Source organism: Amycolatopsis sp. NBC_01307 (assembly GCF_035975215.1).
In the GTDB taxonomy this organism is placed as follows: Bacteria; Actinomycetota; Actinomycetes; order Mycobacteriales; family Pseudonocardiaceae; genus Amycolatopsis.
On record NZ_CP108403.1, the window covers coordinates 1,241,573 to 1,265,081 of the forward strand.

Consider the following 23,509-nt stretch of genomic DNA (forward strand, 5'->3'; position numbering starts at 1 on the left):
TGCATCACCACAGCTCACGGCGGTATGCTCGGACCGTGGACGACCTCGATCTCCGGCTGGTGCGCAGCTTCACCGTCGTCGCCGAGCACCGGCACTTCGGCCGCGCCGCCGCCGAGCTGCACCTGACGCAGTCGTCGCTGAGCCGCCAGATCGTCCGGCTGGAACAGCAGGTCGGCGCGCGCCTGCTCGACCGCACGCCGCAAGGTACCCGGCTCACCGAGGCCGGCGAGGCGTTCCTCCCGCTCGCCGCCGACGTCCTGCGCTCGGCGGCCGCGGCGACGGCCCGCGCCCGCGCGGTCGCCCGGCCCAGCCGGATCACCGTCGGCTACACCGGGAACCTGATCGTCACCCCGGCCGTCCGCGCGCTGCGCCACCGCCATCCGGACGCCGACGTCCGCACGCTCCACCTGAAGTGGGACGACGCCCGCGCGGCGCTGCTCGAGAACCGCGTGGACGCGGCGATCGTCCGGCTGCCGCTGCCCAGCACCGGGCTGCACGTGACGGTCTTGCGCGACGAGCCGCGGGTCCTGCTGATCCCGAGCGACCACCGCTTGGCGGGCAAGGAATCCGTGACGCTCGACGACATCGCCGACGAGCCGCTGCCCCGCGCGTCCGACGCCGAATGGGACGCCTTCTGGCGCGTCGACCCGCGTCCCGACGGCCGCCCGGCGCCGGACGGGCCGTTCATCAGCGCCATCGAGGACAAGATCGAGCTGGTCGCGAGCGGTCAGGCGGTGGCGATCGTCCCGGCGGGCTCCGCCACACCCACCGGCCTGCGCCCGGACCTGACCACCGTCCCGCTGGCGGACGTCGAGCCGAGCCACGTGGCCCTGGCGACCCGCGCGGGGGACCGGAACCGGTTGGTGGCGGCGTTCCGCAAGTGCGCGGAGGCGGGCCTCACCAGCTGAGGCTCTGGTGCCCGAACATCCCGAGCAGCCACGTGTAGCGGACGGCTTCCCGGGCCTGGTCGTACGCCTCTTCGGTGGCCTGCCAGATGGCCTGGGTGATGAGTTCGATCGTGGCGGCGACGACGGTGCGCGCGGTGAACGGCGGCGGCGCCGGCAGCGCGGGATCGGTGCTGCGCAACCAAAGGACCGTCCGGTCGAACACGGCTTCGCCCGCACGCAGGACTTCCTCGCGGGCCTGGAGACCGGCGTCGCCGAGAGCGAAGATCTCGAGCAGGACGGCGCGGACGGCCGTCGGGCGGCGGTGGACGTAGTCGACGAGGAAGTCGCCGCACGCGGCGACGGCTTCGAGCGGGGTCGGGGCCGCGGCGGCCACGGCGACGCCCTGGTCGATGAAGTCGTTGCTGAGCACGCGGTATGCGGCGAGAAAGGCGTCCTGCTTGTCGGCGAACTGCTGGTAGAACGACGTCCGGGAGACGCCGGCGGTCGCCGTGATGTGCCCGACCGTGGTGCCGAGGTAGCCCCGGGTGCCGACGTTCTCCAGCACGGCGTCGATCAGCCGGGCGCGCTGGGTGCCGGCCACCTCGTCACGGCTGAGGCTGTGCGGGCCCTTCGGCAGCTTCCGGTGCGCTGTCACGTGCAGACCGTACTGTGCCCGGCCGGGTGCTCCGGCCGGGCACAGCGGTGTCAGCTCGTGGGGACTTCCGGGGCGAGCGAGTTGCCCGCCGGGATGTGCCCGCAGCTGGACGGCGCGGCCTTCCCGGCGAACCGGTCGTTCAGCCAGCCGATCGCGTCGGGCGCCCAGCGCACCGCGCCGCCGACGTGGCTGAGCAGGTCGTACTGCGCGTACTTGATCGAGCTGTTGCCGCCGGCGCAGTACTGCCGGGCCAGCGCCCGCACGTCGCCGGCGACCATCACGCCGTCACCCGTCCCGATCCCCGGCGGATTGCCGAAGGTGCCTTCCAGCAGCCCGTTGTTCCCCTGCGCGATGAAGCCGGGAACGGACGGCGTCGGCGCCGAGCCGATGTTCACCTTGTTGACGGCGTCGACGAACGGGTGCACCGAGTTCGGGTTCGAGTACTGCGGCTTGACGAGCTTCTCCCACGTCAGCCCCGGGTAGCGGCCCAGCGCGTTGATGATCGACGCCTGCTCCACCTCCTGGAGGACCTTCAGGCCGTACGCGCTGGCGTAGGGCTTGAGGTCGATGTCGTAGGAGCGGGCGACGCCGACGAGCGCCATCGGGATGACGCCGGACCACACCGGGCTGCCGGCGACGTACTTCAGGTTGTGCGACGGCGCGACGAGCACGCCGCCTTCGGTGAAGCCCACCAGGTTCTTGTTGACATCGGGTGCGTAGCTCGGTGCTATCGCGGCCGCCCAGCCGGTCGCGATAGCACCGCCCGAGTAGCCGATGAGGCCGAACTTGGTGGTACCGGTCAGGCCCGTCTCGGTCGCCTTCGTCGCGGCCCGGATCGAGTCCAGGGTGTTGGTGCCGTACTCCGGCCCCGCGGCGAAGTTCGCGTCCTGCCCCTCGGTGTCGGGGATGAGGATGTTGTAGCCCAGGAGCAGTGCGGGCGTGACGAGCAGGGACTCCCCGTTGGGCAGCAGCCCGCCGAGGGTGACGTCACCGGCGATCGCCCGCGACGGGCTGTCCGCCGGGTTGAGCGAGTCGTAGGCCGACTGGTAGGAGATGGCCTTTTTGTTGTCCCCGTTGGGACTCCGCACCACGGACGTGACGTTGGCGGCGGGATTTCCCTGCGCGTCGGTGGTCCGGTAGAGCAGCTGGATCGCCGTCAGCGGAGTCGGGATGCCGACGATGTGGTAGCTCAGCGTCCGGGTCTTGAGCACGGCCCCGGGATCGAACGACGACAGCGGTTCGCTGCCGCTGTAGGTGTAGAAGGAATCGGCCGCCGGAGCCGCGGAGGCCGCCGGCGCCACGGCGACGGTCAGCGTGAGGGCCGCGGCGACGGCCAGCAAGCGGGCAGGCTTGATCATGACTCCCCTTTGAATCATGAAGTGGATCACAATGGTGAATCGGTAACCTACCAGCCAGTAGCAATGGTGTACAGGGGCGTACACCATTTCCGCCGGTCGGGTGACCAGCGGCTACGGGGAGCTCAGACCAGGGCGACGCTCGCGGCGGGGAGGTCGTCGGTCCACTCGTCGGTGAAGCTGCTCCGCTTCACGGCCGGGACGGCGGCGCACATCCGGAGCCACGCCTTCATTCCCTGGCGGGCCAGGACGTTGTCCGAGGTGAACCGGTCGGCGAAGGAGCGCGACGTGTTCACGGCTTCGAAGCCGTACGCCAGCATCCGGCGCTCGTACTCGCCGACCGCGTCGGTCAGGCCGGCTTCGCCGCGGTGCACGGCCTTGAGCTGGTGGGCCAGCAGGGCCGCGTCCCGGAGGGCGGTGTTGGCGCCCAGGCCCATCACCGGGGTCATGTTGTGCACGGCGTCGCCGATGAGGGTCACCGGGCCGGTCGGCCAGGGCTCGACCTGGGTGGCGGACTTGAACGCGATCGCGTGCACGCCCGCCGGGTCGGAGTCGGTGACCATGCGGCGCAGGTCCGGGTGCCAGCCGCGGATGTGCTCGGCCACGACGTTCTGCAACGCGGGCCCGGGCAGCGACTCCACGTCGGCCGGATAGCCGGCGCGTTTCGCCGCGAACGCCCAGAGCACGTAGTCCTGGACGTCGTCGAGGAGATCGGTGCCGGTCAGGCCGAACGCCGTCAGGTCGATGCCGTCGCCGACCGCTTCGGCGGTGCGGGTCCGGCCGTCGAACACCGCGGTGAACAGGAAACTGCCGCCCGGCGGCAGCACGATGTTCATCCCGCCGCGGATCCGCGACGGCAGCCAGGCGCGGGTCTCGTCGGTCAGCGCCAGCCGGCCGGCCACGCCCACCGCGCCGGTCGGCACCCGGTGCGCGTGCGGCAGGAGCTGGGCGCGCACCCGGGAGTTGGCGCCGTCCGCGCCGATCAGCAGATCGCCGGTCGCGGTGGCGCCGTCGGCGAAGTGCGCCGTCACCGTGCCGTCCGGGTTGGTCTCGTATCGCTCGAACGTCCGTCCGAAGTGGACGTTCTCGCCCAGGCCGGCCAGGAGCAGCCGCCGCAACGCGATCCGGCTGACCGCGCGGTGGTCGCCGGTCCCGCCGGTCATCAGCTCCTCCTCCACGAAGAGCAGCTCGCGCAGGCGGTGGGTCTGGAAGCTCAGGCCCGCGCCCGGATCGCCCGCGGTGGCGGCGAAGGCGTCCCACAGCGGGCCCGGCAGGCAGCGGCGCAGGGCGCGGCAGCCGAACCGGTTGAGGTGGATGCGGTAGCCCTGCAGCCAGTCGGCCGCCTCGCTGTTGCGCTCGTGGACCTGGACGTCGACGCCGGCCGCGGTGAGGGACTGGGCCATCGCGAGCCCGCCGATGCCGCCGCCGATGATCAGTGCTCTCATGTCTGTTCTCCCCGGTTGGCCAGCAGATCCGTCAGTTTGTCCAGCACCCGGTCGTGCCAGGTCACCTCGGCTTCGAGGCGGATGAGCACGTGGTCGAACCCCAGCGGCTCCAGGCCGTCGAGGTAGGGCCCCGCGTGTTCCTGAAGGTGTTTCCAGGACGCGAGTTCCGCGACGAGCGCGGCCCGGCGGTCCTCGACCAGCGCCCGCAACGTCGCCTCGTCGAGGTCCTCGGTGTAGGCCAGCGCCAGGTCGACCGGATCCGGGCGCAGCTTGGTGGTGGTGAGGATGGTGTGGCGCAGCACGGAAAGCTCGCGCCGGCCCTCTTCGGTGATCGTGTAGACCGTGCGTTCGGGCATGTTCCCCACGCGTTCGGTGCGCAGCGCCTCGATGACGCCCTCGTCCGCCATCCGCCGCAGCGCGCCGTAGAGCGAGCCGGGTTTGACGTCCGCCCAGAGCTCGGTGCGGTCGACCTGCGCCGCCCGCCGGATCTGGTGCCCGTGCATCGGACCGCCCCGCGCCAGTGCGCCGAGGATGAACAACCGAACTGCTCCCATGTGAGTACTCAAACACGAGTACTAGGGTCTAGTCAAACGCGAGTAGTCCGTGAGGGGTTCAGAGCGCGCCGAGCAGCCGGGCGATCTCGTCCGCCGGATACGGCGTCTTCCGGCTGTCGCCGTGCAGCGCGAAGTAGAACTCGTTGACGACGGTGGCGAGCGGGGCGTACCGGCGCAGGAGAGCGGCCGCGTCCGGCGGCAGCTCCGGGACCGGCTTTCCCGCGGCGCAGTCGCGCACGAAGTCGTTGCGGACACGCGGGTGCGGCCACGTCCGCAACGGGCGGACGATCCGGTTGACCAGGTGGGCCAGGACGTAGGCCCGGTCGTGCGTGGTGTGCTCGGCGAGGAACTCCGCCTCGGCGTCCGACAGCTCGAACCGCGACGACAGCGTGAGGCCGAAGTCGGTGAGGCACAGCCGTCCGCCGTCGGTGACGATGTTGGCGAAGTGTGCGTCGAAGTGCTGGACGTCCTGCCCGGCGAGGAAGTCCGTGACGCGCCGGAGTTCTTCGTCGACGAACCGGACCGGCGCGTCCGGCCACTCGGCGAGCGTCCGCGGCAGGTGTTCCAGGAACAGCACGAGATCCGTGCTCGACGCGTCGAGGGCTTCGAGCCGTCGCCGCACGCCCGGGTCGTCGTGCCAGAACGCGACGTCCCGCTCCAGCTCGGCCGGGGGCAGCGGCGCGCGCGGCAGGCCGGGGCGGACGCACCAGTGGTGCAGCAGCGGGAAGTTCTCGCACGTGCCGGTGCGGACCCACTCGCTCGCGTCGCGGTGGGCCGCCAGCTCCCGCCACGCGCCGCCGCCCGCGGAGCCGACACCGTAGTGGTACCAAGGCGGCAGGCCGTAGTGGTCGGCGGTCGACCCCTCGTGGCGCAGCTCGACGTCGGTGAGCGCGATCCGCTTCACGAAGACGGGCTCGCCCGCCACCCGCGCGAGCCAGGTCGTGCCGCCGATCCCGCTGCCCAGCGGGGTCGCCGTCGCCAGGACGTCCAAAGTGGACAGTTCCGCCGCGATCCGCTCGTGGCGGGCGAGCCGGGTGCTCGTCACGCTCGCTCCGGGCGGGCGCCCACGAGGATCTGGTGGATCGCGGGGGCGACGGTCGCGACGAGCTGCTCCGTGTCGGCGGCGACGAGCACCGGCACGCCGATGATCTGCCTGCTCGTGACGATGCCGACCAGCATCGCCGCCGCGAGACCGGCCCGCAGCATCGCGTCGTCCCCGCCCCGCCCCCGGGTGCCGTGCAGCAACCGGGACTGGATGAAGTCGCGCAGCTGCGCGCTCGCGTGGTCGTTGGTGATCGCGCCGCGCAGCATCGCCATCAGGGGTTCCGACTCGCCGGCCGCGCCCTCCCAGGCGCCGAGGTACGCGCGGACCACCCGTTCGCCCAGGTGCTCGTCGGGGCCCTCGAAGGCGGTGTCGAACCGGTCGAGCGCGGACCGCGGGACGGCCATCACGGCCGCGAACAGCTCGTCCTTCGAGCCGAAGAACTGCATCACCTGCGACGCGTCCACCCCGGCGTCGGCGGCGATGCGCCGGATCGTGGTCGTGGCGAAACCGTCACGGGCGAACCGCGCCCGGGCCGCGTCGAGCACCACCTGCCGCGTGCTGCCGCTGCCGGGCCGGCGGCCACGGCGCGTCCCCGCCGCGGGGTCTTCCTGCGTGGTCATGACCCGAATGTAGCGGTCGGCCCGCCGATCTCAACGAGTGTTGAGTTCTGAGCAGAACAGACGTACGGTCGGGGACATGAGTGAAGACCAGAGGGTGTACGTGCCGTCCCGGCCGCTGCCGGCCGCCCGGACCGGCGTGCTGACGGGGTTCGACCCCGGCACCCGGACGCTGGCGGCGGGGTTCCGGGTCGCGCCGCAGTTCCGGGCCCTGCCCGTCGACGTCGTGTTCGAGAAGGACGTGGCGGTCCGCCTGCGGGACGGGGTGACGATCCGCGTCGACCTCTTCCGCCCGGCCGGTGCGGAGCCGGTGCCGGTGATCGTGGCGTGGAGCCCGTACGGCAAGGGACAGGGGAGTTCCGCCAGCGCGATGGGCGTCTTCGGGATGGTCGGTCTCGACAACGGGATCGTGTCCGGGCTGGAGAAGTTCGAAGGCCCGGACCCCGCGTACTGGTGCGCCCGGGGCTATGCGATCTGCAATCCGGACGTCCGCGGCGTGGTCGACTCCGAGGGCGACAGCGTGCTGTGGGACCGCCAGGAAGGCCGCGACTGCCACGACGTGATCGAGTGGCTGGCGCAGCAGGCCTGGTGCTCCGGCAAGGTCGGCATGAGCGGCACCTCCTACCTCGCGGTCTCCCAGTGGTTCACCGCCGCCGAGCAGCCCCCGCACCTGGCGGCGATCAACCCGTGGGAAGGCGTCAGCGACGTCTACCGCGACCTGGTGATGCGCGGCGGCATGCCCGACACCGGGTTCGCCAGGCAGCTCCAGGAGGGCAGCTTCTTCGGTAAGAACGGCAAGGAGGACATCCTCACCGAGGTCGAGCGCTACCCGCTGGTGAACGACCTGTGGGAGAACAAGATCCCCGACTTCGGCCGGATCACCGTGCCGGCCTACGTCGTGGCCAGCTACTCCAACACGCTGCACACGGCCGGGACGTTCCGCGCCTGGCGGCGGATCGCGTCGCCCGAGAAGTGGCTGCGCGTGCACAACAGCCAGGAGTGGCCCGACTACTACGACGAAGCGAACGTGGCCGACCTGCGCCGCTTCTTCGACCACTACCTCAAGGGCGAGGACAACGGCTGGGAGCGGACGCCCCGGGTGCGCTACGCGATCCTCGACCTCCAGGGCGGCGACCAGGTCGGCGTCGCCGCGGAGGAGTTTCCCCCGGCGGACGTCACGTCGACGAAGTACTACCTCGACGGCCGCTCGCGCGCGCTGACGACCACGGCCCCCGCCGACGAGGCCGCCGTGACCTACGCGGTCGACGCGAACCCGGACGCGGTGTCCTTCGTCGTGCGGTTCGACCGCGACACCGTGCTGGCCGGTTACCCGAAAGCGCACCTGTGGCTCGAAGCGCGCGGCGCCGACGACATGGACGTCTTCGTGCTCGTGCAGAAGCTCGACGCCCACGGCACGCCGCTCCAGGCGTTCACCGTCCCCAACCGGGGCGCGCTCGTCCACGACGTGACCGAGCACGGCGCGACGATCCTGCGGTACAAGGGTTCCGACGGACGCCTGCGCGTCTCGGCCCGCCACCTCGACGAGGCCCTTTCGACTCCCGACGTGCCGGCCCACAGCTTCGACCGCGTGGAGCGCCTCTCAGCCGGCGAGGTCGTCGACGTCGAGATCGAGCTGCTCCCGGTCGGGCTCGCGTTCCACGCCGGCGAGCAGCTGCGGTTCGTCGTCAGCTCGCGGAACCTGCTGGGCACCATGATGCCCGGCATCCGGGAGTACACCGGCGCCAACCGCGGGCAGCACGTCGTCCACACCGGCGGCGAACACGCCTCCTACCTGCAGCTTCCCGTCCGGCAAGCGACGGCCGAACCGGCACCCTGGGTGCGCTTGGCCGGCGACGACCACGACGGGCGCGTCGAGCGGTTCGAGGTGGTGGCCGCACGGCGGGCTTTGGCGCTGCTGAAGGGAAAGCTCGGCCGCGAGCGGCTGCTCGACCTCCTGCGGGACGAGATCGCGGCCGGAAGCGCCTTCCTGCGCGAACAGGTCGCGCTCTCCGCCGGGGAGGAAACGACCGGCACGACGACGTTGCGTGCCCACGGCATCACCGCGGCACAGTTCACCGAATGGCTCTCGCGAGCCTTCGGCCGGGAGGACGTCCTGCTCGCGGGCCACCCGGAGCACTACTCGATCCACGCGGCCGGCGGCCGGGTGAACATCGTCGAGACGCTCGGCGAGCACGTCTGCTCGTTCTTCATGCGCGAGTGGGACGACTCCGCGACGCCGGGAGCGGAGCCGCCGCCCGGCGGTCGCCGGTCGCGCCTCGTGCTCGAGGACGGCACCGTCGTCGGCTCCATCGCCAACGCGTTCGCCGAGGAGGAGGGCGGGTTCACCGCCCGCCTCTCGGTGACGCTGCCGGTCACCTGTGGCCCGCAGGTGATCGAGCACCACCTGCAGCACTTCGCGGTCGAGTTCCGGAACTGGATCCTGGGCGCGGCCGCCGAGCAGCCTGGTCAGGCGTCGGCACTCAAGGCCGGATGACGGTGAGCGCGAACCGCGCCTGCTCCTTCGCCGCGTGGCCGACGGCGTCGGCGATCTCGTCGAGGCCGAACTCCGTGACGGCGAACCCGCCCAGGTCCAGCAGATCCGCGCGGGCCAGCGCGATCAGGCCGGTGTTCGCCTCGCGCGGGGCCAGCCACTGCCCGCGCACGGTGATGTTGTTGCGCATCAGCCACGGGTAGGGCAGCGCGAGGTCGTCGCCGCCGAGCATGCCGACGCCGCCCATCAGCACGACCCGGCCGTACTCGCGCACCGTCATGGCCGCGGTCCGCGTGACGGCCGCTCCCGCCGACGGCGGCAGCAGGTCGAGGACCACGTCGATCGGGCCGGGCGCCGTGCTGCGCATCCGCGCGGTGTCGTCGTCGCCGGTGAGCCGGACCGTCCGGACGCGCGCGCCGAACCGGCGTTCCAGGTCGGCCAGCGCGTCGGCGTTGCGGCCCGGGGCGACCACGCAGGCCGCGCCCATCGCGAGGGCGACGGCCACGCCCGCACTGCCGAAGTTGCCGGTCGCGCCGCTGACCAGCACCGTTTCGCCCGGCTGGAGCTGGGCGGCGAGCAGGCCGCCGTACGGCACGAGACAGAGGGAGAGCGCGGCCCACCGGCCGGCGTCGGCGGCGTCGATCGGGCCGAGCGGGACGGCGTTCTCCGTCGGGACCAGCACCTGCTCGGCGTAGGCGCCGTGGCCGAAGTGGCGTTGCAGGAACAGGCCGCCTTCGCCGCGTGCGCTCAGCCCCTGCAGCGTGATGTCCGGCGTGCGGGCGTCGTCACGGGAGCGGATGGTCGGATCGCACAACACCCAGTCGCCGGGCTTGAGCCGGGTCGCGTCCGGGCCGGTCGCGCGCACCCGCCCGACCGCGCCGGCGCCGGGCACGACCGGCAGCGTGAGCAGGTAGTTCCGCTCGCCGCGGAACACTTCCCCGGCGTAGGGCAGCACCGGTGCCGCGACGACGTCGACGAGCACCTCGCCGGTGCCCAGCACCGGATCGGGCCACTCGCGCACGGACGGCATCGTGCCGAATTCTTCGAGGACAGCAGCTTTCATAAGACCAGCCTTCGCGTTCCCGGACGACCTATCCAGGCCTGGTATCATCCTGGGACTGTTGCGTGCCACCCGGAGGTCGACGATGGCGGACGTGGCCCGCGCCGGGCTGGGGGAGTTCCTGCGGTCGCGGCGGGAACGGCTGAATCCGGTCGCGCTCGGGCTGCCGGACCGGCGCCGCCGCCGGACGCCCGGGCTGCGTCGCGAGGAGGTCGCCGAGCTGGCCGGCATCGGCGTCGACTGGTACATCCGGCTGGAGCAGGGCCGCACGGTGAGCCCGTCCACGGAGACGATCGAGGCCTTGGCCGGCGCCCTGCGGCTGGACGACGCGGAGCGCGCCCACCTGCGTGAACTGGCCCGCAACCCGGCGCGGACGGCGTTCGCCCGCGAGTCCGTCCCCGACGCGACGCGGGGGCTGATCGAGAACCTGACCCAGCCCGCGTACGTCACCGGCCGCCGCTGGGACGTGCTGGCCTGGAACCGCGCGGCCGTCTCGCTGTTCACCGACTTCGGCAAGCTGCCCGAGGCGGACCGGAACGTGCTGGTGTTCCTGCTGCTCGACGAGCGGGGGCGGCGGCTGTTCGGGCCCGGCTGGGCGGCGCAGGCCGAGCACACGGTGGCGCAGTTCCACGCCGCGCACGACCTGTGGGCGCCGGACCCGGCGTTCACCGCGCTGGCCGGCCGCCTGCGCGCGGGCTGCCCCGAGTTCGCGGGCTGGTGGGAGCGCCACGACGTCGTCCACAGTGGACCCGGCCGGAAGACGCTGTACCGCCCGGAGCCGGTGGAGTACGAGTACGCGACGTTCCAGGCGAACGAGGACCCGGCGCTGCGGTTGACGCTCTACGCGCCGGCGCGGCGCCCGCGGATCAGCGGCAGGTAGACCTCGTCGACGATCTCCACGAGGACGCCGTCGTCCACTGTGGTCAGTCCACGGGTGAGGTATTCGTTGCGCAGCAAGGTGAGCGCGACGGTCGCGACGCGCGGGTGCAGCGACTCGGGCGGGGCCTCGCCGCGGGCCACGGCGCGGTCGAGGAGCGTGAGCCACGCGGTGGTGCCGCCGTCGCCGGCCTGCTCGTGCAGCTGGGCCAGCAGGTCCGGGTCGTCGCTGACGCCGGCCAGCAGGCCGCGCAGGATCTGCGCGGCGGGGGAGGAGGCGCCGCAGTTGACGGCGCGCAGCAACGCGAGCGCGTCTTCGCGCAGGTCGCCGGTGTCGGGCGGGCGCAGGGTGTCCTCGGCCAGGTGCCGGTAGGCGGCGACGCCGAGCGCGGCGCGGTTCGGCCAGCGGCGGTAGATCGTGTTCTTGTTGGTGCCGGCCCGCTGGGCGACGCGTTCCATGGTCAGGCCCGGGTAGCCGGCCTCGGTCAGCTCGTCGGCGGCGGCGCGCAGGATCGCGTCCTCCAGTTCGGCGCCGCGCCGCCGGGTCTTCGTTTCGGTCATCGGTACTCACCGTACCTTGTCAATAGGGTACGGTACGTACCGTACGCTATTTCTTCTGGAGGGCACCCCTTATGCGAGCCAAGGGCATCGGTTACGACACCGGAATGGCGGTCGGCGGCACCATCCGCCGCCCGTTCGCACCCGAGGTGGTCCGGCGTGAGCTGACGATCATCCGCGACGACCTGCACTGCACGGCCGTCCGGCTGTTCGGCACCGACCTGGACCGGATCGAGTTCGCCGCGCGGGAAGCGGCCGCCCTCGGGCTGGAGGTGTGGTTCTCGCCGTTCCCCTGGGACCGGCGGCCGGCGGAGATCCTCGAACAGCTCGCCGACGGCGCCGAGCGAGCCGAACGCCTTCGGGTCGCGGGAGCCGAGGTCGTGTTCGTCACCGGCGCCGAGCTGAGCCTGTTCAACCACGGCTTTCTGCCGGGCGACAGCCTCCCGGAGCGCATGGCCGGGTTGTTCGAGCGGTCCCCGGAATCACTGCGAGCGCTGGCCGAACTCCCCACCCGCGTCAACGACTTCCTGGGCCGCGCGGTCGAGGCGGTCCGCGCGCGGTTCGGCGGCAAGATCACCTACGCGTCGGTCCCGCTGGAGCGCGTCGACTGGACGCCGTTCGACATCGTCTCGGTCGACGCGCACCGCTCGAAGGAGGTCGAGCACGTCTACCAGGAGGGCATTCGCACCCTGGTCGCGGCGGGCAAGCCGGTGGCGATCACGGAGTTCGGCTGCACGACCTACCGCGGCGCGGCCGACCTCGGCGCCCGCAGCGGCGAGATCCTCGAGTACGACGGAGACGTCCCGGTCCGGCTGAACGGCGACTACGTCCGCGACGAAGAGGAACAGGCGGGCTACCTCCGCGAGCTGCTGAAGGTGTTCACGGAGGAGGGCGTCGACGCGGCGTTCGCGTGCACCTTCGTCTGCTACGGCCTGGTGCACCGCGCGTCGCCCCGCGAGGATCTCGACATGGCGAGCTGGGGCGTGGTGAAGGTCCTGGAGGAAGGCTCGGGGGAGACGTACCCGGGCCTGCCCTGGGAACCGAAAGCCGCGTTCGGCGCACTCGCCGCCTGCTACGCCTGAGCCTCGCCCTTCATCAGCTCCTCGATCTTGGTGATGATCTCCCGATCGGTAGCCACGCTGAGAACGGTGATGCCCTGCGGGCCGGGCGCGCGATGCAGCAGTCCGAGCTTCACGGTCAACCACGCACGCAGGTCGGCAAGCTCCTGACGCGCGGCGTCGCGCTCCGCGCGCAGGGCGTCGATGGCGGCGGTGGCGGCGGTGGGATCAGGCTCCGGGGGCATGTTCCGATCCTGCCGGATCACGGCACCGGGGACAGCAACTTCGTCCTCGCGGCCGCGAGTTCACGGCCGTCGTGGCCGGTGAAACGGGGCACGAGCCGAGCGTATCCGGCCCGGCGCGGTGGCCGCCGCACGGTGTCCGGGGTGACACTGGGGGCATGACAGCCGTCGACCGACAGCGGGCACGTCCGCTGCCGGCGACCTCCCGGTACGACGCCCCGCCGCCCCTGCGACGCGGTGCGCTGCTGGTCACGGCGTCGCTGGCCGCCCTGAGCGGGGCGGTGACCACGGCCGCCGCGGTGCCCGCGCTCTGGCGGCTCTGGCAGCTCTACGCGATGTTGTTCGGCGTCTTCGCGGCGGTCGAAATCGTCGCCGTGGCCGCCGTGCTCGGCTGGCCCACGCGCAAGACCGCCCACTTCGCGGCCCTGACCGCCGCCGTGGCGCTCGCGCTGTGGGTCGTCAGCCGGCCGCTCGGCCTGCTGGCGCGGTTCGACCCGTGGCAGCCGGCGGACACGGTCGTCGGTTTCACCGACTACGTCGTCGCCGCGCTGCAGTTCCTCGCCCTGTTCGGGCTCCTGGTCGTCGCCCGGCGGCGGGCGCACCCGCGGCCGTCCACGCTGCGGCGCGTGTCGGCGTGGATCGTGCTGTTCCCCGTACTCCTGCTGATCCTGGCGACCGGCACGGCCGGAGCGGTCGCCGCCGGTGACGGCGTCACCGGCACCAACGCCTCGACGCTGCTCGACAGCACCTCCAGCACGGTCGAGTACTGCCGCCCGGCGGGGATCCCCCTGGCCATGGACGTCTACCAGCCCCAGCCGTCCGCGACGCCCGCGCCGGTGGTGCTCTACCTGCACGGCGGCGGCCTGTTCCTCGGCAACCGCAAGCCCGTCGGCCCGGGCGCGCTGCTCGACGGCCCGCGGTTCACCGCCGTCCGCGACGCGCTGACGGCCCGCGGGGTGGCGGTCGCCTCGATCGACTACCGCCTCGCCCCCGCGGCGCCGTGGCCCGCCCCGCTCACCGACGCCAAGTGCGCGGTCCGCTTCCTCGCGGCCAACGCGACGGCGCTGCACCTCGACCCGGCCCGCATCGGGGCCTGGGGCACCGGCACGGGCGGCACGCTGGCGGCCCTCCTCGGCACCGCGCCGGGCTTCGACGCCGGCCAGTACGCCGGGGTCCCGAGCACGGTCCACGCGGTGGCGGCCGTGTCCGCCCCGGCGGACTTCACGGACTTCACCGGCCTCGACGCGGTCACCCGCGCGTCGATCCTGCTCGCCCTGGGCCGCGCGCCGGCGACCCTGCGCGAGGCGAGCCCGCTGACTTACGCAGGCCCGGGCGCCCCGCCGTTCCTGCTCGCCGGCGGCGGCCGGAAGTCGGCGGAGTACGCGAACCGCCTGCGCGCGGCGGGCGACCCGGTGACCACGGGCGACGGCGGCCCGGCCGAAGTGACGGACTTCCTGGTCACCGCCCTGCGCTGATAGCTTGACGGCGTGAGCAGCGGACGCGGACTCGTGGCGCCGATCTTCGGTGACCACTCCTACCGCTGCGACTTCTACGGTTGACCGGCCCCGCTCCGGCCCCTTTCACCGCGTCACGCGGTTTCTTCGTCAACCGTAAGGAAAGTCATGACTCTGCCTGCCATCGGCTGGGCGCTCAAGCACATGCCGCTGACCGCCGCCGCCGTCGGGGAACACGAGACGCTGCTCGCCGGGCGGCGGCTCGCGATGTGCCTGCACGTCGAGCCCAAGACCGCCGCGCTCGTCGCGCTCCTGGCCCGCGCCGGGGTCGACGTCACCCTCACCGGCTCACCCGGCACGACCCACGACGACGTCGCCGACGACCTGCGCGCGCTCGGCGTCACCGTGCACACCCGCCGCGCCGACGACGACGCCGACCACACCCGCAACGTCGCGAAGGTCCTCGAAACCGAACCGGACCTCACACTCGACAACGGCGCCGACCTCACCCTGTCGCTGCTCGGATCCGGGACGCCTTCGGGTTACCTCGGCGGCACCGAGGAGACGACAACCGGCGGCCTCCGGCTCCGGGAGCGGCCCGGTGGCGTCACGCACCCGGTCGTCGTGATCAACGACTCGCGGCTGAAGCTCCTGGTGGAGAACGAGTTCGGCGTCGGCCAGAGCGTCGTGCAGGGCTTTCTCAACGCCACCAACCTGATGGTGCCGGGGATGCGCGCCGCGGTGCTCGGCTACGGGCCGTGCGGCGAGGGCGTCGCCGACACCCTCGCGCGGCTCGGCGCGCGCGTCGCCGTGTGCGACACCGACCCCATGCGCGCGCTTCAGGCCATTTTGGACGGTCACCGCGTCGGCGTCGCCAAGGAGGTGCTCGAAGACGCCCAAGCCGTCTTCACCGCGACCGGCGCCCCCGGTGTCGTCGGCGCGGCCGAGCTGGCCGCGCTGCCCGACGGCGCCGTGCTCGCCGGCGTCGGCCACTTCGCCTGGGAGATCGACGCCGAGGCGCTGCGGACGGCGACCGTGCGCACCATCGAGTACGGCGACCCCGGCCGCCGCACCGGGCACGTGCTGACCGGCGGCCGCGAGATCGTCGTCCTCGACCACGGCCGGATGCTCAACCTGACCGCCGCTAACGGGAACTCCATCCAGGCGATGGATCTCGGCCTGACGCTGCAGGTCCGCAGCCTCGCGGCGGTCTGCGCGGGCGGGCTGGCCCCGGCGGTCCAGCCGGTCCCGGCGGCCGTCGAACGGCGGATCGCCACGGACCTGGTCGAACGGCTCCGCTGAAACCCGGGACTTGCCCTGGAGCGCGCTCCAGGTCCTAACGTGACGGGTACGCCGACCGCACGTCAGGAGAAAGTTTCATGGAGCTCGGTTTTCACCTTCCCATCTTCGACATCGAAGGCGGGACGACCGCCATCGCGGGCGAGCTCGCCCGCGTGGGCACCGCGGCGGAGGAGGCCGGTGCGACCTGGTTGTCCTTCATGGACCACTACTTCCAGATCGAGCCGACCGGCCTCCCCGCCGAGTCCAACATGCTCGAGGGCTACACGACCCTCGGCTTCCTCGCCGCCCACACGTCCCGGATCGAGCTCGGCCTGCTCGTCACCGGCGTGACCTACCGCCACCCCGGCCTGCTCGCGAAGATCGTCACCACCCTCGACGTCCTCTCGGGCGGCCGGGCCGCGCTCGGGATCGGGGCCGCGTGGTTCGAGCGCGAGCACCACGGCATGGGCGTGCCGTACCCGCCGGTCGCCGAGCGCTTCGAGCGGCTGGAGGAGACCCTGCGCATCACCGCGCAGATGTGGGACCCGGAGAACAACGGGCCGTTCGAGGGCAAGCACTACCAGCTGGCCGAGACGCTCTGCTCGCCGCAGCCGATCAACCGCCCGAAGGTGCTCATCGGCGGCAGCGGGGAGCGCAAGACCCTGCGGCTGGTCGCGCAGTACGGCGACGCCTGCAACCTGTTCGCGTCCTCGCCCGAGGACGTCGCGCACAAGCTGGACGTGCTGCGCGGGCACTGCGACGCCGTCGGCCGCGACTACGACGAGATCCGCACGACGATCCTCGCCAACAACCCGCGCCCGACGCCGGACACCCGCGACGAGTTCGTCCGCAGCATGGCCGACTACGCGAAGCTCGGGATTCAGACGGCCATCATCACCCCGACCACGGGGGCGCCGGCCGCCTGGATCGACGGCATGGCCCCGGCCGTGTCTCAGCTGGCGGAGTTCTAGCCCGCCACTCGCCGGTCCGCTTCGAGGATCCGGGCTGTCACCAGCCCGGGTCGCTGGAGCGAGAGGGCATGGGTCGTGCGCGACACGACTTCGACGTCGAGCAGCGGGTCGAGCGCCTTGACCCGCTGCTCGACGTCGCGCGCGGGGTGGATCACGCTGCGTTCGGCCAGGATCAGCCGGGCCGGCACGCGGAGCGCGCGCAGCGCCGGTGTCGAAGCCCACCTGATCGGCCGCGGCATGACACACGACCTGGTCGTGGTCAACGACGCCGCCGGGCGATCGCCGTCCCGAACGCCCAGTGGGGCACCTTCGACCCCGAACACCCGGCCGGGCTCGGCCGGACCGGGGCCTCGCGAAGACCAAGGTCGTGCTGACGCGGGACCGGCGGGACTCCACGATCCGGTGACCGGCGGGAACTCCGGCCCGTCGCCGCCCGTTGATCGGGTCAAGCGCAGTAACGTGACGCGCGGAAATGACCGACGACTCCTACGACGAGGGTTCAGTGACCACCGATCCGGCGGCCGAGCACGCTTCTCTGAGCGAGGCGGCCGAAGAGCTCGCCGTCGCCGGGCAGCTCCCGCGTTTCCTGCTGATGTACAAGTTCGCCATCGAAGAGCTGATGACGAAACTGCGGATCCTCAGCGAGGAGTTCGACTTCGTCCACCGGCACGACCCGATCGAGCACATCACGAGCCGGGTGAAGCGGCCGGAGGCGATCAAGGAGAAGGTGCACCGCCGCGGCCTCGGCAGCGACTGGGTCTCCGCCGCCCGCGCGCTCGACGACATCGCCGGCATCCGCGTGGTCTGCCCGTTCGTCGACGACGTCTTCGCGGTGGCCCGCATGCTCACCGCCCAGGACGACGTCGAACTGCTGCGCACCAAGGACTACATCGCCCGCCCCAAGGCCAACGGCTACCGCAGCCTGCACCTGATCGTGCGCATCCCGGTGTTCCTGTCCGACCGGGTGGAGAAGGTCAAGGTGGAGGTCCAGCTCCGCACCATCGCAATGGACTTCTGGGCGGCGGTCGAGCACAAGCTGTCGTACAAGTACCGCGACAGCGTCCCCCCGGACTTCGCGGGCGAACTGTCCGCGGCCGCCGCCACGGCAGCGGACCTGGACGCCCGGATGGCCGCGTTGCACGAACGGATCCGCTAGGCGTTACTCCTTGCCCGGCGGGGGTCGCGGCGCGAACAGCGGCCCGGCGGCCCGCCCGGTGACGAAGATCGCCACGACGGACACCGCACCGGCACCGAGCGAGACCCCGGCCTCGACAGGCGCGCCGTGCCCGATGAACTGCACGGCGACGAGCGCGAAGACCACGAGCGCACCGAAGCCGAGAAGCGCGGAAGCCACGCGAAACCCGAACCACGCCCACTCGAGTTTCCGGCGGTGCCGGGCCTCCACGGTCTCGGCCTCGTAGCGCTGCTGAAGCCGCAGTTCGACGAGCCCCAAGACGCGGTCCGCGGTGTCGGGGTAGTCCTTGTAGAGGTCACGGACGTGGTCGAGCACCTGTGTGCCGAGCCATTCGTCGGCGAGGGAGGGGGCCCGCTCGGTCATGTCCGGTCCTCGCTTTCGCGAGTGATGGTCAGCACTTCGTCGAGTTCGCGCAGCACATCCCGCCCGGCGCCGGTGACGTCCCGGACGGCCGCGATCGTCCGGTCACCGGGGCGCACCTCGGGCGGCGCCGGTGTGGTCAGGCCGAGGAAGCGACGCAGGCCACGCCGGGGGGCGGGGGATTCCGGGGCGGAGAGGTGGGCTCGCAGTGCGGCTTCGAGGTTTGCCCGGGGCTCGATGGGCGACACGGTTTCCGGAGACTGCCGGAGTTTCTGAAGCAGGCGCATCCGCGTAGGCCCGACACTGCCGACCGGAATTCCGAGCTCGTCGGCGATCGCTTGGTAGCTCTCGTTCGTGGCCATGGCTCGCAGCAACTGCTGCTCCCGGCGTGTCAGGCGCGGCTCAGGGCCGGTGACAAGCGCACGTTGCTGCGGGTCGGGAACGTAGTCCGAGAGCGCTGCCTGAGTGCGTTTCCGCAGTACAGCGCTCATGAGCCAGTTCAGCAGTGTTTCTTCATCGTCGAACCGGTCGAGTTCCCGAAATAGATCCGACGCGACCGCAAGAATGATCGGCTCGCCTCCGGCATAGCCGAAGCCGGAAGCGGTGAGGAACCTCCGGATGGTGGGCATGAGCTCGGTCAGCAGCCTCGTCCGTGCCGAGGCATCTCCCGCTTTCGCGGCGGCGAGCAGCGCGGTCACATCCTCCCGCTGTGCGGGTGGGGTTACCGAAGTCTGCCCGTTTTCGTCCACCTCGTCACTGTCCACCGCCCGTCCGGCACCGGACAAGCGGCCGGACCGGTGGTTACTCCCGCGCGGTCACCGGTGCCAGCAGCGCACCCAGTGCGATCAGCTCCGTCAGCGCCATCCCGCGTTCCACCAGCCCCAGCGGGATCAACGTCCACCAACGCCCGTCCTCGGCCGCCGCCACCACGACCGCGCCCAGGATCACCGCGAACCAGCCCAGTGACGCGATCGCCAGTACCCGCGCGAGCCAGCGACGGCCCGGCGACGCCGGGAACGCCGTGCGCGAGGCGATCAGCACCGCCAGCGGCAGCGCGACGAACGCCACCACGCTCGCGACGCGGTGCAGCGTGCCGCCGAAGTCCGAGCGGGAGACCGTCGCCCAGTCCGGCTTCGGGAACGCCACGATCACCAGCAGGCCGATCGTCCACAGTGCACCCAGGATCGTCGCGGCCACCGGCAGCCGGCGCTGGTTGACCAGCACCGCGAGCCCCGCGGCCGACCCGAACGCCACCAGGACCACCGCGATGTCGAACAGCCACTTGTGGTCGGACAGGCCGTACTCGCTGATCGTGCGGCGGGTCGCGCTGATCTCGTCGGTCGGCGGGATGACCTGCAGCAACAGCACCAGCGCGGCACCCACCACGAGCGCGGCGATACCCGCCAGCGACACCGCGACGGACGTCCGTCGCGCAGGGACCGTGACCATGAACCGACAGTAGCCGACCGGTGGTTGAACTCCCGGTGAAATGTCCTTTTGCGCGGCCGTCCGTGTGAAGAACGGGTGAAGGCAGTACGACTTACGGCGGTTACCCCGGCCGGTTTTCGTCCATTACGGTCACTCGCTACCGGTACGTCCTTGCTGTGCCGGCCTCGGTCAAGGAGGTCTCTACCCGTGGGGAATTCACCAAGACGGCTGGTGCTGCTGGCTTCGGCCATCGCGCTGGCCGGCACGTTCGCCGTGTTGCCGACCGGCACCGCCGGGGCGGCGCAGAACATCCTGCGCGCCGACAAGTCAGTACCCCGCTCGTGCTTCGCGAAGCTGCAGCCCAAGGGCACTTCGGGCACCGATCGCCGGGATCTCACGTCCACTGTGGACGGTCTGGTCCAGGCCCGGCTGAAGGCGACGTCGGGCGCCGAGGGCGACTGGGACGTCGCCGTGTTCGACAAGGCGACCGGGGCGGTCGTCGCCGCTTCGACGGCGTTGCGCTCCCACGAACTGGCCGAAAGCTTCGTGAAGAAGGGCCAGCAGCTCGTCGTCCAGGGCTGCCGCTACGGCGGTTCGGCCGGCCAGGTCCAGCTCGGCGTCGACTTCCTGGCGCTGACCCCGCAGGGCACGCCGACCACCGCGCAGAAGGCGCAGCTGGTCCGCGTCCAGACCCCCACCCGCGCCGACAAGAGCAAGCTCACCGGCCTCGGCCTCGACGTCACCGAGAAGGGTGACGCGACCGGCGTCGAGGTCGTGCTGGCCGACGACGCCGACCGTCAGACGCTCAAGAACAGCGGCCTCAAGTCGACGGTGGTCCAGGCCGACCTGTCGGCCAAGTCCGTCGCCGACGCGAAGACCGACCGCGAGTACGCGGCCAAGACCCCCAAGTCGGTGCTGCCCTCGGGCCGGACCAGCTACCGCCACCTCTACGACTACGAGTACGAGATGAAGGAGCTGGCCCGCGCCAACCCGAACCTCGTCTCGGCGTTCACCATGCCCGAGTCGACCTGGGAAGGCCGCGACGTCATGGGGCTGGAGATCGCCACCGACGTCAAGAACCTCACCGACGGCAAGCCGGTCGACTTCACCATGGGCGTGCACCACGCGCGGGAGTGGCCGGCGGGCGAGCACGTCATGGAGTGGGCGTACGAGCTGATCAACGGCTACGCCCACGACAGCCAGATCCGCGGCATGGTCGGCAAGACGCGCAACATCATCGTGCCGATCGTGAACCCGGACGGCTTCGACATCTCCCGCGAGGCCGAGCCCAAGGGCGACTTCTCCCGGTTCGACTACGAGATGAAGCGCAAGAACTGCAACGTCGGCGACTCGCCGCCGCAGTACGCCACCGGCGTCTGCAAGGCCAACCCCGCCGGCCGGATCCGCGGCACCGACCCGAACCGCAACTACGCCGGGTTCTGGGGCGGCAACGGGGCCGAAGTGGCCTGGAGCGGCGACACCTTCCGCGGCTCGGCGCCGTTCTCCGAGCCGGAGTCGCGCAACGTCCGCTCGATCGTCTCGTCGCGGCAGGTCACCAACCTGATCACCTGGCACACCAACGCGGCCCTGGTGCTGCGCCCGCCGGGCGTGGCCGACGTGCGGCCGCCGCTGGAGGAGCCGGCCTTCAAGGCGCTCGGCGACAAGCTGGCCTCGCGCAACGGCTACACCAGCGAGCCGAGCTGGGCGCTCTACGACACGACCGGCACCACCGAGGACTGGTCGTACTGGGCCACCGGCGGCTGGGGCTTCACCATCGAGGTCGGCGGCGCCGGCTTCCACGAGGCCTACGAGACCGCCGTCGTCGCCGAGTACGCCGGGCTGGCCCCGACGACCGGGGCGGGCAAGGGCGGCAACCGCGGTGCGCTGCTCGACATGCTGGCCAACACCGCCGACCCGCAGCAGCACTCGACGCTGATCGGTTCGGCGCCCAAGGGGTACCAGCTCAAGCTGCACAAGACGTTCCAGACGCCGACGTCGCCGGTGATCCAGGCCGACGGCACCACCAAGCCGCCGATCTACGTCACCGACGACCTGAACTCGAAGCTCACCACCACCGGCGGGCGGTTCGCGTGGTCGGTCAACCCGTCGACGCGCCCCTACGTCGCCGGCCGCTACGGGCGGGACCCGCAGGGCCCGGCTCAGCAGGGTTACGCGGTGACGAACCCGGCAGGCGTGCCGCCGATCAACCAGAACTACCCGGCCGACACCGCGGGTGACTCGTTCACCTTCCACGTCGACGGCCTGCCGAAGGTGGACAACGGGAAGTTCAGCGTCAACATCAACTGGGCCAGCACTTCGACCGACTGGGACCTGTTCATCTACGACGCGGCCGGCAACCTGGTCAGCTCGTCGGCGAACGGCGGCACGACGTCCGAGCACGCCGTGCTGTTCGACCCGCCGGCCGGCGACTACAAGGCCGTGGTGGTCAACTACGACCAGGCCGACCCGAACGCCGTCGACGACTGGACCGGCGACGTCTCGTTCTCCTCGCCCGTCCCGCCGACCTACGGCACGAAGGAGGCCTACCAGCTGACCTGCACGTCGCCGAAGGGCAAGCTCGTCGGTGTGGCGGACGTCTTCGCCGACCGCGGCCAGACGGTCGACGTCGGTGAGGTCTGCACCCGGTCCGCGCACGCGCAGAAGCAGCGCGCGTCGGGCGGCGTCCGGTAGTTCCTCGGAGGTCCGTGAAGGCCTGGCGGATTCACGCAGTGGTTGCAACACCTGGTGTTTGTTGATCTGACAGTAGCTTCGTGAGGGCCTCGGTTGGTGTCCGCCAGCCGAGGGTCTCCCGAGGCCGCCCGTTCAGCTCCTCCGCCACCCGCACCAGATCATCCGCGCTGTGCTGGGACAGGTCGGTGCCTTTGGGAAAGTACTGCCGGAGCAGACCGTTGGTGTTCTCGTTGCTGCCGCGCTGCCAGGGCGAATGCGGATCGCAGAAGTAGATCTGCAACCCCGTGTCCAGGGTGATCTTCCGGTGATGGGCCATTTCTTTGCCCTGATCCCAGGTCAGCGAGCCCAGCAGCAGCGGCGGCAACGTCTGGATCATCTCGGTCATCGCCGCGGCGACGGTGGCTGCGTCCCGCCCGTGGGGCAGGTGCAGCAGCATCACGAACCGGGTCGAGCGTTCCACCAGCGTCCCGATCGCGGACCGATTGTCCTTGCCCAGGATCAGGTCGCCTTCCCAATGCCCCGGCACCGCACGGTCAGCGACGTCGGCGGGCCGCTCGGAAATGTTGACCATGTCTTGGATCCCGCCCGACGGGCGTTCCCGCCGGGTTTGGGCCTGCCGCCGCGGCATCCGCAACGCCCGCCCGGTCCGCAGTGCCGCGGTCAGTTCCCGGCGCAACGCGCCCCGGCCCTGCACATACAGCGACTGATAGATCGTCTCGTGCGACACCCGCATCTCCGGCCGGTCGGGAAAGTCCAGCACCAGTCTCTCGGAGATCTGCCGCGGCGACCACTTCCGGTCCAGTCCGGCCTGCACCGCCGCCCGCAACGCCGGATCGGCGCGCAGCTTCGCCGGTTTGGGTCGTTTCGCGCGTTCCTCGGCCGCGTGCTGGGCACTGCTGGCCCGGTAGTGGCCGGTCAGGCCGGTGTTGCGGGCCAGCTCCCGTGACACTGTCGAGGCCGGCCGGTCGATCGTTCTGCCGATGGCGCGTGGGCCGTGACCTGCGGCTTTCAGACAGGCGATCTCTTCCCGCTCGGCGATGGTCAGCCGGACCGGCCCGGGCTGGTGGGGTGCGTTGCTGATCACCCCGCCAGCTTGGCGGAACAGCCGCCCGCCTGTGGCGGGGGCGAAACCGGCCGCTTGCGCGGCCGGTTTCGCGGTCAGGCCTGCCCGGATCTGCTGCCAGAACAGCAGCTGCGCCGAGCGTGGTAGCCACCGATGGGTTCGTACCCGTGTCATCGCAGTTCCACCCTTCGCTGGGCGGTGTTGCAACGACTCCATGACTCCG

At 71.5% G+C, this 23,509-nt stretch carries 23 protein-coding genes; 9 read left to right on the forward strand and 14 right to left on the reverse strand.

Annotated elements, in window-relative coordinates; genetic code table 11:
• Positions 1 to 35 precede the first annotated feature (35 nt).
• Complete coding sequence (locus tag OG439_RS05155) at positions 36 to 908, forward strand: LysR family transcriptional regulator (protein ID WP_326948181.1); 873 nt, start codon at positions 36 to 38, stop codon at positions 906 to 908.
• Here OG439_RS05155 and OG439_RS05160 read toward each other — a convergent pair.
• The 6 genes from OG439_RS05160 to OG439_RS05185 form a co-directional block, all read right to left on the reverse strand.
• Positions 898 to 1,542 (reverse strand): TetR/AcrR family transcriptional regulator, encoded by a 645-nt coding sequence (locus OG439_RS05160; protein WP_326948182.1) that lies wholly within the window; start codon positions 1,540 to 1,542, stop codon positions 898 to 900. The two genes, OG439_RS05155 and OG439_RS05160, sit on opposite strands and share 11 nt — an antisense overlap.
• Before the next feature lie 50 nt (positions 1,543 to 1,592).
• On the reverse strand, positions 1,593 to 2,900 hold the full coding sequence (locus OG439_RS05165) for a lipase family protein (protein WP_326948183.1): 1,308 nt from the start codon (positions 2,898 to 2,900) through the stop codon (positions 1,593 to 1,595).
• A gap of 122 nt (positions 2,901 to 3,022) precedes the next feature.
• Positions 3,023 to 4,342, reverse strand: coding sequence for an NAD(P)/FAD-dependent oxidoreductase (locus tag OG439_RS05170; protein WP_326948184.1), 1,320 nt, complete (start codon positions 4,340 to 4,342; stop codon positions 3,023 to 3,025).
• Complete coding sequence (locus OG439_RS05175; RefSeq protein WP_326948185.1) at positions 4,339 to 4,896, reverse strand: PadR family transcriptional regulator; 558 nt, start codon at positions 4,894 to 4,896, stop codon at positions 4,339 to 4,341. Before OG439_RS05175 ends, OG439_RS05170 begins: the two co-directional genes overlap by 4 nt.
• A 58-nt stretch (positions 4,897 to 4,954) precedes the next feature.
• Positions 4,955 to 5,941: a hypothetical protein gene (locus OG439_RS05180; RefSeq protein ID WP_326948186.1), complete on the reverse strand. Its 987-nt coding sequence runs from the start codon at positions 5,939 to 5,941 to the stop codon at positions 4,955 to 4,957.
• Positions 5,938 to 6,561, reverse strand: a complete 624-nt coding sequence (locus OG439_RS05185; protein ID WP_326948188.1) for a TetR/AcrR family transcriptional regulator — start codon at positions 6,559 to 6,561, stop codon at positions 5,938 to 5,940. The genes OG439_RS05180 and OG439_RS05185 overlap by 4 nt, the downstream gene beginning before the upstream one ends.
• 76 nt (positions 6,562 to 6,637) lie before the next feature.
• Between OG439_RS05185 and OG439_RS05190 the strand changes: the two genes are divergently transcribed.
• The gene (locus OG439_RS05190) at positions 6,638 to 9,052 is read left to right on the forward strand and encodes a CocE/NonD family hydrolase (RefSeq protein WP_326948189.1); all 2,415 of its coding nucleotides are present in this window, start codon (positions 6,638 to 6,640) and stop codon (positions 9,050 to 9,052) included.
• Here the strand turns inward: OG439_RS05190 and OG439_RS05195 are convergent.
• Entirely contained in the window at positions 9,039 to 10,112 is a 1,074-nt protein-coding gene (locus OG439_RS05195; protein WP_326948191.1) for a zinc-binding alcohol dehydrogenase family protein, read from the reverse strand. The two genes, OG439_RS05190 and OG439_RS05195, sit on opposite strands and share 14 nt — an antisense overlap.
• Before the next feature lie 82 nt (positions 10,113 to 10,194).
• Here OG439_RS05195 and OG439_RS05200 point away from each other — a divergent pair, with 82 nt between their 5' ends.
• Positions 10,195 to 10,989, forward strand: a complete 795-nt coding sequence (locus OG439_RS05200) for a helix-turn-helix transcriptional regulator (protein ID WP_326948192.1) — start codon at positions 10,195 to 10,197, stop codon at positions 10,987 to 10,989.
• Here the strand turns inward: OG439_RS05200 and OG439_RS05205 are convergent.
• A complete protein-coding gene (locus OG439_RS05205) occupies positions 10,950 to 11,546 on the reverse strand; it encodes a TetR/AcrR family transcriptional regulator (RefSeq protein WP_326948193.1) in 597 nt (198 codons plus the stop codon). The two genes, OG439_RS05200 and OG439_RS05205, sit on opposite strands and share 40 nt — an antisense overlap.
• Before the next feature lie 71 nt (positions 11,547 to 11,617).
• Here OG439_RS05205 and OG439_RS05210 point away from each other — a divergent pair, with 71 nt between their 5' ends.
• Positions 11,618 to 12,625, forward strand: coding sequence for a hypothetical protein (locus OG439_RS05210; RefSeq protein ID WP_326948194.1), 1,008 nt, complete (start codon positions 11,618 to 11,620; stop codon positions 12,623 to 12,625).
• On the opposite strand, the gene OG439_RS05215 is transcribed toward OG439_RS05210, so the two are convergent.
• On the reverse strand, positions 12,616 to 12,846 hold the full coding sequence (locus OG439_RS05215; protein ID WP_326948195.1) for a hypothetical protein: 231 nt from the start codon (positions 12,844 to 12,846) through the stop codon (positions 12,616 to 12,618). The two genes, OG439_RS05210 and OG439_RS05215, sit on opposite strands and share 10 nt — an antisense overlap.
• Before the next feature lie 155 nt (positions 12,847 to 13,001).
• Between OG439_RS05215 and OG439_RS05220 the strand changes: the two genes are divergently transcribed.
• From OG439_RS05220 to OG439_RS05230, 3 genes are all read left to right on the forward strand, one after another.
• Positions 13,002 to 14,318, forward strand: coding sequence for an alpha/beta hydrolase (locus OG439_RS05220; RefSeq protein ID WP_326948196.1), 1,317 nt, complete (start codon positions 13,002 to 13,004; stop codon positions 14,316 to 14,318).
• 147 nt (positions 14,319 to 14,465) lie between these two features.
• A complete protein-coding gene (locus OG439_RS05225) occupies positions 14,466 to 15,599 on the forward strand; it encodes an adenosylhomocysteinase (protein WP_326948197.1) in 1,134 nt (377 codons plus the stop codon).
• Between the two features lie 77 nt (positions 15,600 to 15,676).
• On the forward strand, positions 15,677 to 16,549 hold the full coding sequence (locus OG439_RS05230) for an LLM class F420-dependent oxidoreductase (protein WP_326948198.1): 873 nt from the start codon (positions 15,677 to 15,679) through the stop codon (positions 16,547 to 16,549).
• Here OG439_RS05230 and OG439_RS05235 read toward each other — a convergent pair.
• A complete protein-coding gene (locus tag OG439_RS05235; RefSeq protein ID WP_326948199.1) occupies positions 16,546 to 16,788 on the reverse strand; it encodes a hypothetical protein in 243 nt (80 codons plus the stop codon). The two genes, OG439_RS05230 and OG439_RS05235, sit on opposite strands and share 4 nt — an antisense overlap.
• Positions 16,789 to 17,051: 263 nt before the next feature.
• Between OG439_RS05235 and OG439_RS05240 the strand changes: the two genes are divergently transcribed.
• On the forward strand, positions 17,052 to 17,705 hold the full coding sequence (locus tag OG439_RS05240; RefSeq protein WP_326951492.1) for a GTP pyrophosphokinase: 654 nt from the start codon (positions 17,052 to 17,054) through the stop codon (positions 17,703 to 17,705).
• A 3-nt stretch (positions 17,706 to 17,708) separates the two neighbouring features.
• Here OG439_RS05240 and OG439_RS05245 read toward each other — a convergent pair whose 3' ends face one another.
• Genes OG439_RS05245 through OG439_RS05255 form a run of 3 tightly spaced genes read right to left on the reverse strand, consistent with a single transcriptional unit; the run spans position 17,709 to position 19,553 of the window.
• On the reverse strand, positions 17,709 to 18,107 hold the full coding sequence (locus tag OG439_RS05245; protein ID WP_326948200.1) for a hypothetical protein: 399 nt from the start codon (positions 18,105 to 18,107) through the stop codon (positions 17,709 to 17,711).
• Positions 18,104 to 18,868: a LuxR C-terminal-related transcriptional regulator gene (locus tag OG439_RS05250; RefSeq protein ID WP_326948201.1), complete on the reverse strand. Its 765-nt coding sequence runs from the start codon at positions 18,866 to 18,868 to the stop codon at positions 18,104 to 18,106. Before OG439_RS05250 ends, OG439_RS05245 begins: the two co-directional genes overlap by 4 nt.
• 37 nt (positions 18,869 to 18,905) lie before the next feature.
• On the reverse strand, positions 18,906 to 19,553 hold the full coding sequence (locus OG439_RS05255) for a DUF998 domain-containing protein (protein WP_326948202.1): 648 nt from the start codon (positions 19,551 to 19,553) through the stop codon (positions 18,906 to 18,908).
• A gap of 210 nt (positions 19,554 to 19,763) precedes the next feature.
• Between OG439_RS05255 and OG439_RS05260 the strand changes: the two genes are divergently transcribed.
• Positions 19,764 to 22,223 (forward strand): M14 family zinc carboxypeptidase, encoded by a 2,460-nt coding sequence (locus OG439_RS05260; protein ID WP_326951493.1) that lies wholly within the window; start codon positions 19,764 to 19,766, stop codon positions 22,221 to 22,223.
• Positions 22,224 to 22,254: 31 nt separating this feature from the next.
• Here OG439_RS05260 and OG439_RS05265 read toward each other — a convergent pair whose 3' ends face one another.
• Positions 22,255 to 23,460, reverse strand: coding sequence for an IS30 family transposase (locus OG439_RS05265; RefSeq protein WP_326948203.1), 1,206 nt, complete (start codon positions 23,458 to 23,460; stop codon positions 22,255 to 22,257).
• Positions 23,461 to 23,509: the final 49 nt, after the last annotated feature.